This is a genomic window from Vibrio albus, assembly GCF_003144035.1.
GTDB lineage: Bacteria > Pseudomonadota > Gammaproteobacteria > Enterobacterales > Vibrionaceae > Vibrio > Vibrio albus.
Map to the genome: position 1 here is coordinate 293,294 of NZ_QFWT01000003.1, position 11,213 is coordinate 304,506.

General features: G+C 46.1%; 10 protein-coding genes. All 10 read left to right on the forward strand.

All coding sequences use genetic code 11. The features are described from left to right. The first annotated feature begins 196 nt into the window (after positions 1-196). The 10 genes from hlyD to pheS all read left to right on the forward strand — a co-directional run bounded on the left by hlyD (position 197) and on the right by pheS (position 11,212). Positions 197-1,237 (forward strand): secretion protein HlyD, encoded by a 1,041-nt coding sequence (hlyD, locus tag DI392_RS07485; RefSeq protein WP_109319286.1) that lies wholly within the window; start codon positions 197-199, stop codon positions 1,235-1,237. Next, positions 1,234-2,973: an ATP-binding cassette domain-containing protein gene (locus DI392_RS07490; protein WP_109319287.1), complete on the forward strand. Its 1,740-nt coding sequence runs from the start codon at positions 1,234-1,236 to the stop codon at positions 2,971-2,973. Before hlyD ends, DI392_RS07490 begins: the two co-directional genes overlap by 4 nt. 6 nt (positions 2,974-2,979) lie before the next feature. Further along, the gene (locus DI392_RS07495) at positions 2,980-4,110 is read left to right on the forward strand and encodes an ABC transporter permease (RefSeq protein ID WP_109319288.1); all 1,131 of its coding nucleotides are present in this window, start codon (positions 2,980-2,982) and stop codon (positions 4,108-4,110) included. Beyond that, positions 4,110-5,207, forward strand: coding sequence for an ABC transporter permease (locus tag DI392_RS07500; protein WP_181388378.1), 1,098 nt, complete (start codon positions 4,110-4,112; stop codon positions 5,205-5,207). The genes DI392_RS07495 and DI392_RS07500 overlap by 1 nt, the downstream gene beginning before the upstream one ends. Before the next feature lie 258 nt (positions 5,208-5,465). Then, on the forward strand, positions 5,466-7,391 hold the full coding sequence (gene thrS, locus DI392_RS07505; RefSeq protein ID WP_109319290.1) for a threonine--tRNA ligase: 1,926 nt from the start codon (positions 5,466-5,468) through the stop codon (positions 7,389-7,391). Between the two features lie 3 nt (positions 7,392-7,394). Beyond that, positions 7,395-7,946, forward strand: a complete 552-nt coding sequence (gene infC, locus DI392_RS07510; RefSeq protein WP_109319291.1) for a translation initiation factor IF-3 — start codon at positions 7,395-7,397, stop codon at positions 7,944-7,946. 105 nt (positions 7,947-8,051) lie between these two features. Beyond that, the gene (gene rpmI, locus DI392_RS07515; RefSeq protein ID WP_109319292.1) at positions 8,052-8,246 is read left to right on the forward strand and encodes a 50S ribosomal protein L35; all 195 of its coding nucleotides are present in this window, start codon (positions 8,052-8,054) and stop codon (positions 8,244-8,246) included. A 42-nt stretch (positions 8,247-8,288) separates the two neighbouring features. After that, the gene (gene rplT, locus DI392_RS07520) at positions 8,289-8,642 is read left to right on the forward strand and encodes a 50S ribosomal protein L20 (RefSeq protein ID WP_004401084.1); all 354 of its coding nucleotides are present in this window, start codon (positions 8,289-8,291) and stop codon (positions 8,640-8,642) included. A gap of 131 nt (positions 8,643-8,773) precedes the next feature. Further along, the gene (locus tag DI392_RS07525) at positions 8,774-9,907 is read left to right on the forward strand and encodes a GGDEF domain-containing protein (RefSeq protein ID WP_245883990.1); all 1,134 of its coding nucleotides are present in this window, start codon (positions 8,774-8,776) and stop codon (positions 9,905-9,907) included. Between the two features lie 321 nt (positions 9,908-10,228). Beyond that, the gene (pheS, locus tag DI392_RS07530) at positions 10,229-11,212 is read left to right on the forward strand and encodes a phenylalanine--tRNA ligase subunit alpha (protein WP_109319293.1); all 984 of its coding nucleotides are present in this window, start codon (positions 10,229-10,231) and stop codon (positions 11,210-11,212) included. The last annotated feature ends 1 nt before the right edge of the window (position 11,213 follow it).

Below are 11,213 nucleotides of genomic sequence, written 5' to 3' on the forward strand. Positions count from 1 at the left end.
TTTCTATGTATTGATGGTTATTTGTTCATTGTTGGCCGGTAACTCAATAAATTATTTATAGAAAAGGTTAGTTCAACCGAATAACGAGCAAAAAAACTGTACTAGTCTTTATGTGTGCTGAACGACAAAAGCCGGGCATTATCTCAGGCCATTGCCACAAACTGTCACAACGTTCTCTGCCAGAGGGAGGATAGCAATGAAAAAACAATCGATCATTATTGTGCTGGTTGTCGGAATGGTGTTGGGCGTGGCCTTTTATGTATGGGACAGACCAGACAGTCTCAGTGTCATTGCGAATAATGAGCAGAATACGACGGTGTTCGGCAATGTTGATATAAGGCAGGTGAATCTGGGGTTCAGAGTTGCTGGCCGGGTTAAGCAGTTATACTTTGATGAAGGAGATGAAGTTCGTGCCGGAGAGTTGATTGCGGTGCTGGACAGTGAGCCCTTTGAGGAAGAAATGGCATTGCATGAATCTGAACTTTCGGCGGCTGAAGCGGATTATGAGCGACTTCAGTCCGGTTTCAGGCAGCAGGAAATTAAGGTGGCACGTGCTGCGGTAAGTGAACGTCAGGCGACACTGAATAATCTACAGGCCGAATTTATCCGCAGGCAAAAGTTGGTTAATGAAGGAAACGTATCCCGGCAGTCTTTTGATGATATTCGGGCTCAGAGAGATGCAGCCCGTGCTGGTCTGGAGAGCGCCCGTGAACAACTCGCTCTGATGGAGGAAGGATACCGTAAAGAAGAAGTTGCAAAGGCAAATGCACAGGTCGGGGTCCGGATGGCGCAACTGGAGATTGCCAGAACACGGTTAAATGATACCAATTTGTACGCGCCATCTTCAGGAACATTACTGACCCGGGCGCTGGAGCCTGGCTCGGTAGCTGGAGTAGGGCAAACAGTGGTGACGCTTTCATTATCCGACCCCGTATGGGTTCGTGCTTATATCTCTGAATCAGGACTCGGCACTATTGCTCCGGGAATGAATGCTGAAGTTTTTACCGACAGCAATCACGATCAGCCCTATAAGGGGCATATAGGGTTTATCTCACCCAAAGCAGAATTCACACCCAAAAATATTGAAACTCCGGATCTCCGTACCCGATTGGTTTTTCGTTTTCGTGTCTTAGTAGACAATCCTGATAACCGTTTACGTCAGGGAATGCCGGTAACGGTTAAGTTACTGCCCCAAAAAAGCGTTGGTGGCAAACTGGATGGGCAGGTTGCGAAATGACGTCATCTTCCATTTCAATCGCTGGCCTGAATCATTTTTTTGATCCATCCGAAACATTGGTACTGCGTGATATCAATGCTGAGATCTATCCGGGCAGAATAACCGGTCTTGTCGGGCCTGACGGAGCGGGAAAAACAACACTGATACGGCTGATGTCTAGCCTCCTTGTACCCTGCGAAGGTAACATTAATACATGTGGTTATAACTCCCGTACCGAGACCATTAGCATTCGGGAACGTATTGGGTATATGCCCCAGAGATTCGGCCTTTATGAAGATCTGACGGTTCTGGAAAATCTGACACTTTATGCGGAACTTCGCTCGGTATTCGGGCCCGAACGGGAGGATACGTTTGAACGACTGCTGACGTTTACCGATTTGAAAAAATTTACCGGCCGATTGGCTGGTCGCCTTTCCGGTGGCATGAAACAGAAACTTGGACTGGCGTGTGCGCTTATCCGCAAACCTCAAGTACTTCTTCTTGATGAACCCAGTGTCGGGGTTGATCCCATCAGTCGCCGGGAATTGTGGCACATGGTTAGGGAGTTAGCCGATGAACAGATGGCGGTCGTCTGGAGTACGGCATATCTGGATGAGGCCGAACAGTGTGAAGAAGTGATGCTGCTTAATGAAGGGCGTCTTCTGTTTACAGGGCTCCCCGGAGAGATGACCCGTCGGGTAGATGGCCGGGTATTTCAGGTCCGTGGAATCCAGGCAGAGGAAAAACGCCCCGTGCTAACTCGTCTTCTAGACTCCCCCTGTGTGCTGGATGGCATCGTGCAGGGGGCTGCACTCAGGTTACTCGTACGCAAAGACGTAGGTAATGTAACTGGTCAGTTAGAGTTGCCTGATGGTGCTGAGTTGCAGGCTGTTATGCCAAACTTTGAAGATGCATTTATGGATATGTTGGGGGGAGGCCCCGGAGGCCGATCGGTATTAGCCGAACAGTATGATGAACGGGTGGATGATGGTCAGCCTATTGTGGAAGCGCAAGGTCTGACAAAACGCTTTAAAGACTTTGTCGCAGTTCATGATAATAGTTTTTCCATCCGGCGCGGTGAGATCTTTGGCCTTCTGGGACCAAACGGAGCGGGAAAAAGCACCACGTTTAAGATGATGTGCGGCCTTCTGAGACCTACCGAGGGCATGGGTAAAGTCGCGGGTATTAATCTTCGCCATGCAGCAAGTAAAGCCCGTAACCGGCTTGGCTATATGGCGCAAAAGTTCAGTCTGTACAGTGGTCTTTCGGTTTATGAAAATCTGCGGTTTTTTTCTGGTGTATATGGTCTGAGAGGAAAAGAACAGCAGCAAGCGATAGAGCGTATGCTGGAGGTGTTTGAGCTTTACTCTTACCAGTCGGCAGAAGCGGGAACATTACCATTAGGATTCCGGCAGCGGCTATCTTTAGCATGTGCCATGATGCATAAACCCGATGTGCTGTTTCTGGACGAACCAACCAGTGGCGTGGATCCTGTTACCCGGCGAGAGTTCTGGAACCACATTAACGGGCTGGTGCAGAAAGGGGTGACGGTTCTGGTCACGACTCATTTCATGGATGAGGCTGAGTATTGCGACCGTATTGGTCTGATTTATCGAAGTGAAAAGATTGCAGAAGGTACGCCAGAGGATCTGAAACGGCTGACCACCTCGGGTGAGTGTCCGGATCCGACACTGGAAGACGCTTTTATTATGTTAGTGCACTCTCATGATAAAAAAGCTTATGACAGAGAGGAATAGTATGGAATGAACAGATTGTCATCCATCCGTATAAAAGCCATTGTGATTAAAGAATCACGGCAGGTGCTACGGGATCCAAGTAGTATCCTGATTGCGTTTGTACTGCCTGCGATTTTGCTGGTGCTGTTCGCTTTTGGCATAAATATGGATGCGAGAAATGTGTCTATCGGCATCGCTATGGAAAGCAGCGCACCGGTTGCACACCGTCTGGTGGAAACGTTTAAAGCGACACCATATTTTCGCGTGGATGTGGCCACCGACCGGCGGGATTTATTCGATAAGGTCACAAGTGGAAACCTGCGCGGCATGGTTATTATCCCTCAGGATTTTGCGAATCTCCTCAGTCGCGGAGAGCAGAGTCCCATTTTGGTGATTACGGATGGCAGTGAAACCAATACGGCAAACTTTGTCAGAAACTATGCTGCCGGGGTGCTCAATGTCTGGAAGAGTCTGGAGTCTTTGGGCAACAGTGCCATTAACAAAGTACCGGTAGAGTTAGAACTACGCTATTGGTATAACGCCGATCTTAAGAGCAGTAACACACTGGTCCCCGGAAGCATCGCGATCATCATGGCAATCGTAGGTACCTTGTTAACATCCCTGGTTGTGGCTCGGGAGTGGGAGCGGGGAACGATGGAGGCTCTGCTTTCTACGCCCATCAGTCCGATAGAGTTGTTGATTGGAAAAATGGTGCCTTATCTGATTCTGGGATTCTTTTCATTCGTTGGTGCGGTGTTGTTGGCCATTTTCCTGTTTGATGTGCCTTTCCGCGGTGGAACGTTTGCACTGTTTGTGGTGGGAGGCGCATTTCTTCTTAGTGCATTAGGCCAGGGTTTTCTTATCTCGACGGTGACTAAGAATCAGTTTATGTCGAGTATGATTGCACTCATTACTGCATTTCTGCCTGCATTTCTGTTATCGGGGTTTATTTTCGAAATTGCTTCTATGCCGTTTATTATTCGTCAGATTACCCGGATTATTCCGGCCCGGTATCTGGTCACGAACCTTAAAACGCTTTTTCTCGTGGGAGATATCTGGCCGGTCATCATTCCGAATGTGATTTTTCTGGTTGTGATTGCAGCTATTTTTTTTGGTTTGACTATCCGAAAATCTCCAGCGGTATTGGAGCTTGACTGATGATTAGCCGACTGCTTTCCCTCATTATAAAAGAACTGCTTGTCGTGCTGAAGGACCCGAAAGGTCGCCTTATTCTTATAGGCCCCCCACTTCTTCAGACGGTGATCTTCTCCTTTGCGGCGACGCTCGAAGTGAATAACCTGACACTGGCAGTTAATAATCTTGATGAAGGGAAGTGGGGGTATGAACTGGTGCAGCGGCTTTCTGCATCCAGTACCTTTACCGGTGTTTTTTCCGCTGACGGGGAAAGGCAGATTGCCCGGGTTCTGGATGAGCAGGAGGCGATTGCCGTATTGTCGGTACCGCAGAATTTCTCTCATGAGATTGAAAGTGGAAAGCCAGCGAATATCCAGCTATTGCTTGACGGCCGTAGAACGAATGCGGCACAGATAGTCGCTGGATATACCCGTCAGATCATGAACCAGATGCTGATGGATATGGGCCGGGTCTCAACCGGAGTCGTCATGATAGAGCGTAACTGGTTTAATCCGAACCTTGATTACAAGTGGTATACGCTGCCATCTCTTGTCGCTATTCTCTCGACGCTGGTGGCACTACTTGTTACGTCTTTGTCTGTGGCAAGGGAACGGGAGCTGGGAACGTTTGAACAACTGCTGGTATCGCCACTTCGCCCGGTAGAGATCCTGATTGGAAAATCGGTGGCAGCATTGTCTGTTGCACTTGTTGAGGCGACCGGTATTATCCTTATCGCGGTTTTTCTTTTCCGCATTCCTTTTGAAGGCTCACTGATATTGCTCTATGGCTCTATGTTTGTATTTTTGCTTTCTATCGTCGGGGTCGGCCTGTTTATCAGCTCTCTTTCTATGACTCAGCAACAGGGGATTTTAGGGGCTTTTACCTTTATGTCTCTTTCTGTTGTATTGTCCGGTTTTGCAACCCCGGTAGAAAATATGCCGGACTGGTTACAGGTGATTGCCCTTGCGAATCCCATTCGCTGGTTCCTGGTGATTGTCAGAGGACTTTTTCTGAAAGGCATGCCGGTTGACGATGTAATAGCAAATACCTGGCCGATGGCGATCATTGCTCTCGTCACGCTCAGTGCTGCTACCATCCTGTTCCGTAAGCGAATGGAATAATAAAATTTGGTATAAAATTACTCATCCAGGTAGTCGATAAAGATTCAGTAAGTTATACTGCGCCTTCGCTTTAATGCGTGGGTAGGTTTCTAATCATTTCATTAGACAAAGTTTGCATGCATCTGTATTTGTACCAGACTTTGTACCAAATGAATCATGACGCATTTAGAATTGCTCGTAACGCATTGTAAATACACTCTTTTATGAAAAGAAGCATGTGTTGCCTGGTATGCAACACCACTGTGTAAAGGATATATCATGCCTGTAATTACTCTTCCTGACGGCAGTCAACGTCAATTTGATAACCCTGTAACCACAATGCAAGTGGCTGAATCTATTGGTCCTGGTCTTGCTAAAGCAACCATTGCCGGTCGTGTTGACGGTACTCGTGTTGATGCTTGTGACTTAATCGAGAATGATGCAAATCTTGAAATCATCACCACGAAAGATGCTGATGGCTTGGAAATCGTTCGTCACTCTTGTGCTCACTTGTTGGGCCATGCGATTAAGCAACTGTTCCCTGATACAAAAATGGCTATCGGGCCAACCATCGACAGTGGTTTCTACTACGATATCGATCTTGAGCATTCTTTAACGCAAGAAGATCTGGATGCGCTGGAAAAACGCATGAAAGAACTTGCCAAGACCAAATATCAGGTTATCAAGAAAAACGTAAGCTGGCAGGAAGCACGTGACGCTTTTGAAGCGCGCGGTGAAACTTATAAGATAGAAATCCTGGATGAAAACGTGTCTAGAGATGACCGTCCGGGTCTTTACCATCACGAAGAATATATCGATATGTGTCGTGGTCCACACGTTCCGCATATGGGGTTCTGTCAGCACTTCACTCTGCTTAACGTAGCGGGTGCATACTGGCGTGGTAACAGCGACAATAAAATGCTGCAGCGTATCTATGGTACGGCATTTCACGATAAGAAAGCACTGAAAGCACACCTGACTCGCCTGGAAGAAGCGGCTAAGCGTGACCACCGTAAACTGGGTAAACAGCTTGATCTGTTCCATATGCAGCAGGAAGCTCCGGGTATGGTGTTCTGGCATCATAACGGCTGGTCTGTCTTCCGTGATCTGGAAGTGTTTGTTCGTGCGAAACTGGACGAGTATAAATACCAGGAAGTAAAAGGTCCGCTGATGATGGACCGTGTTTTGTGGGAACGCTCTGGTCACTGGGACAAATATGCAGATGCGATGTTTACAACCAGTTCTGAAAACCGCGAATATGCCATTAAGCCTATGAACTGTCCGGGTCACGTGCAGATCTTTAACCAGGGTCTGAAATCGTATCGTGATTTGCCTCTGCGTATGGCTGAGTTCGGTTCATGTCACCGTAACGAGCCTTCAGGCGCGCTACACGGCCTGATGCGTGTACGTGGCTTTACTCAGGATGATGCACACGTTTTCTGTACTGAAGAGCAGATCCAGGCAGAAGTTACCGAATGTATCAAGATGGTCTATGATACTTACCAGACGTTTGGTTTTAATGAAATCGAAGTGAAGCTGTCTACTCGCCCTGAAATGCGCGTGGGTTCAGATGAAATCTGGGATCGCTCTGAAGAAGCACTGAAAGAGTCTCTGGAAAATCTGGATATCAAATATGAAATTCAGGATGGGGAAGGGGCGTTCTACGGTCCTAAGATTGAGTTCACACTTCACGACTGCTTAGACCGTGCATGGCAATGTGGTACAGTTCAGCTGGACTTCAACCTTCCAGGCCGTCTGGGCGCGACTTATGTGGGTGAAAACAACGAACGTCTGGTACCGGTAATGATTCACCGGGCTATCCTTGGGTCACTTGAACGATTCATCGGTATTCTTATCGAAGAATATGCAGGTTTCTTCCCAACCTGGCTGGCTCCGGAACAAGCAGTTATCATGAACATTACTGATAAACAGTCTGATTACGTTCAGGAAGTTGCAGAAAAACTACAAAAAAGTGGAATTAGAGCCAAAGCAGACTTGAGAAATGAGAAAATAGGCTTTAAAATCCGCGAACACACTTTGAAACGTGTACCGTATATGCTTGTTTGTGGTGACCAGGAAATGGAAGCCGGTGAAATCGCAGTACGTACTCGTAAAGGTAAAGATCTCGGTAAGATTAAAGTTGAAGACTTTATTGCCCGTCTTCAAGACGAGATCTCAAGCCGCAAGCTCAATCTGGAGGAATAAGCTATTAAAGGCGGAAGACGTGGCCAACAGCCGGCCAAACAAAACCAGCACCGTTTGAACGGTGAAATTCGTGGCGTTCGTGAAGTTCGTTTAACTGGCGCAGATGGTGAATCAGTAGGTATCGTTAAGATTGGTGAAGCCATAGCTGCAGCTGAAGAAGCTGGTATGGATCTCGTTGAGATCAGCCCTAACGCCGAGCCACCTGTCTGTCGTGTGATGGACTATGGTAAGTTCCTCTTCGAGAAGAGCAAAGCTGCAAAAGAGCAGAAGAAGAAGCAAAAACAGGTTCAGATTAAGGAAGTTAAATTCCGTCCTGGAACTGATATTGGAGACTATCAGGTAAAACTACGCAACCTGACGCGTTTCCTTGAAGACGGCAACAAAGTGAAAGTAACTATTCGCTTCCGTGGCCGTGAAATGGCTCACCAAGACATCGGTGTAGACGTTCTGAATCGTCTTAAGGAAGATACTGCAGAAATTGCTGTAGTAGAATCTTTCCCTAAGCGAATTGAAGGTCGTCAGATGATCATGGTACTGGCCCCTAAGAAGAAGTAATTAACGGCTTTGCAAGTAATACAGCCCAGCTGCTGTAAGGCAGTTGGGTTTTATTCGCCCTGATTACTATGTTTATTTAACAACTACAATGCGGAGTTATTCATCATGCCTAAGATGAAAACCAACAAAGGTGCTGCTAAGCGTTTCAAGAAAACTGCTGGTGGTATTAAGTACAAGCACGCTACAAAACGTCACATCCTGACTAAGCGTACTACTAAGAACAAGCGTCAACTACGTCCAAACGCAATCCTTCCTAAATGTGAAGTGGCTGGTGTTGTACGTATGCTGCCATACGCTTAATTCTTTTTAGTTTATTTAATAGTTTAGTTTAGGAGAGACATAATGCCTCGCGTAAAACGTGGTGTACAAGCTCGTGCACGTCATAAGAAAGTTCTGAAGCAAGCTAAAGGTTACTACGGTGCACGTTCTCGTGTATATCGTGTTGCTTTCCAAGCAGTAACAAAAGCTGGTCAATATGCATACCGTGACCGTCGCAACAAAAAGCGTCAGTTCCGTCAACTATGGATCGCGCGTATCAACGCTGCATCTCGTCAGAATGGTCTATCTTACAGCCGTTTCATCAACGGTCTTAAGAAAGCATCTATCGAGATCGACCGTAAGATCCTTGCTGATATCGCGGTATTCGACAAAGCTGCATTCGCAGTTCTTGTAGAAAAAGCAAAAGCTGCTCTTTAATTAGTAGCGTATCAGACTCTAAAAAGGAGACCCATTGGGTCTCCTTTTTTTATGTTTGCTTATCCTAATGTACGGCTCATTGTTATATAATTGTAAAGGCCTTAGTTTTTTTATGGAAAAGAGTCGCCTTAATGATCAAGTCCTTTCAATGGAATGAATACTTTGAAACTGGTATTGAAGATGTTGACAGTCAACATTTGATATTAGTTGAGCTGTTAAATGAATGTGGTGCTTTAGTCGCAGAAAATAATGTGACGGTTGAAGCGCTGAACCAAGCTATTAAAAAGCTCTCAGATTACACGATATACCACTTTAAAGAAGAAGAAACATTGATGCGCAGTGTTGGTATTGATAATCAGCACTTTATAGCCCACCGGTTCCTGCATAAGAAATTTATTCAAGATATTCATGACTTTTCAAAAGTTGTGTTGGTTGAAGGAACGGAAGAGCGTTTTGTTAGGCAACTTTTTGAGTATCTGGTTCAATGGTTGGTTTACCATATTCTTGGTAGTGATCAGAATATGGCCAGACAACTCGAAGCGATTCGAAACGGCGAACATCCGCAGCAGGTTTATGAAAGAGAAGAGCGTGAACATAAAGAATCTGTCGGCCCACTTCTTCATGCACTGCAAACCATGTTTGAGCAGGTATCTGACCGAAATAAAGAGTTAATGCTGCTCAATCAGTCTCTGGAAGAGAAAGTAGAAGAAAGAACCCGACAACTTATGGCCGCTAATAAAAAACTTGAGCTTCTTTCTTATACTGACACCTTAACTCGCCTGCCTAATCGTCGGTATGGGCTGAACAAACTGGATAAAGAGTGGGAAACGTCGGTCTCAGATGATAAGCCTCTTTTATGTATGCTTATCGATATCGATAACTTCAAACTGGTAAACGATAACGGTGGGCATGCCATGGGCGATGAAGTTCTGGCCGATGTTGCTGAGAAGTTAAGTCAGAACCTGAGAAAAGAGGACACAATATGCCGTCTCGGTGGGGATGAATTCCTGGCGATTTGTCCTGGTCTTACTTTCGAAGATGCCATGAATCTGGCCAGCCGAATTCTCGTTCATATCAGAGCGATCAGAAAGCAGTGTGGTGAGTATTGCTGGACGGGAAGTCTCAGTATTGGTGTTGCTGAACGTAATGAAGGAATGAATCATAGCAGGGAGTTGATTAAAGAAGCAGACAAAGCGGTATATAAAGCAAAAAATTCTGGTCGGAATCAGGTTTGTCATTTGTTAGATAAAGTGACTGTGAGCTGAATCAGCCAGCCTTTTGAATTATTTTCATCGACCTCCACTGGTCTAGTCGTCCATCACCTTTCTTTTAGCTACTCCTTCTGTTGTTATTCTTCTTAGTGTTGCTATGCAGAGTACTCATTTTTTGAAGCAATGTGTTTTGGTTTTAAGTACCCGAGTGATGAGTAAGTTCAGCAGAAGTGAGTAATAAAAAGAAAGGTTTTCCAAATATTAGGTGGTTTTACCCGTAATTCGATTTGGCTTTACGCCGTGCTTTTATTACTATGTACAGCTATTCAAAAGACACTCCGTAATGGATACTACCGAAGGGTAGATGAGGAAACGATGCAACATCTACAAGAGATTATTGCTAGTGCAACGTCAGCAATTGACAGTGCTGATTCGTTAGTTGCACTTGATGAAGTGCGTGTGCAATTTTTAGGTAAAAAAGGCGAGCTAACTGTTCAGCTTCAAAGCCTGGGTAAATTGCCACCGGAAGAGCGCCGTAGTGCTGGCCAGGAAATCAACAAAGCAAAGGGTGCTGTTCAGCAGGCCATTGCCGCACGTAAAGAAGCACTGCAACGTGCAGAACTGGAAGTCAAACTGGCGGCAGAAACTATTGATGTAACACTGCCTGGTCGTCGTATTGAGAATGGTGGTCTACACCCGGTTACCCGTACCATTGAACGTATCGAAAGCTTCTTTGGTGAACTGGGCTTTGGTGTAGAGTCTGGCCCTGAAATCGAAGATGATTTCCATAACTTTGATGCTCTGAACATTGCAGAAGATCACCCTGCGCGCACGGATCACGACACTTTCTTCTTTAATCCTAAGCTGATGCTGCGTACACACACCTCTGGTGTTCAGATTCGTACCATGGAAAACGGCAAACCACCGTTCCGCTTTATTGCTCCGGGCCGTGTATATCGTAATGACTATGATCAGACTCATACGCCAATGTTCCATCAGGTAGAAGGTTTGCTGGTCGACGAAAACGTAAACTTTGCACAGCTTAAGGGTATTCTGAACGACTTCCTGTGTAACTTCTTCGAAGAAGATTTAGAAGTGCGTTTCCGTCCGTCTTACTTCCCATTTACAGAGCCTTCTGCAGAAGTGGATGTAAAAGGTAAGAATGGTAAATGGCTTGAAGTTCTGGGCTGCGGTATGGTTCATCCGAACGTACTGCGCAGCGTAGGCATTGACCCTGAGAAATACTCTGGTTTCGCATTCGGCATGGGTGTAGAGCGCTTAACAATGCTTCGTTATGGCGTGAACGATCTGCGTGCGTTCTTTGAAAACGATCTTCGTTTCCTAAAACAGTTCAAGTAAT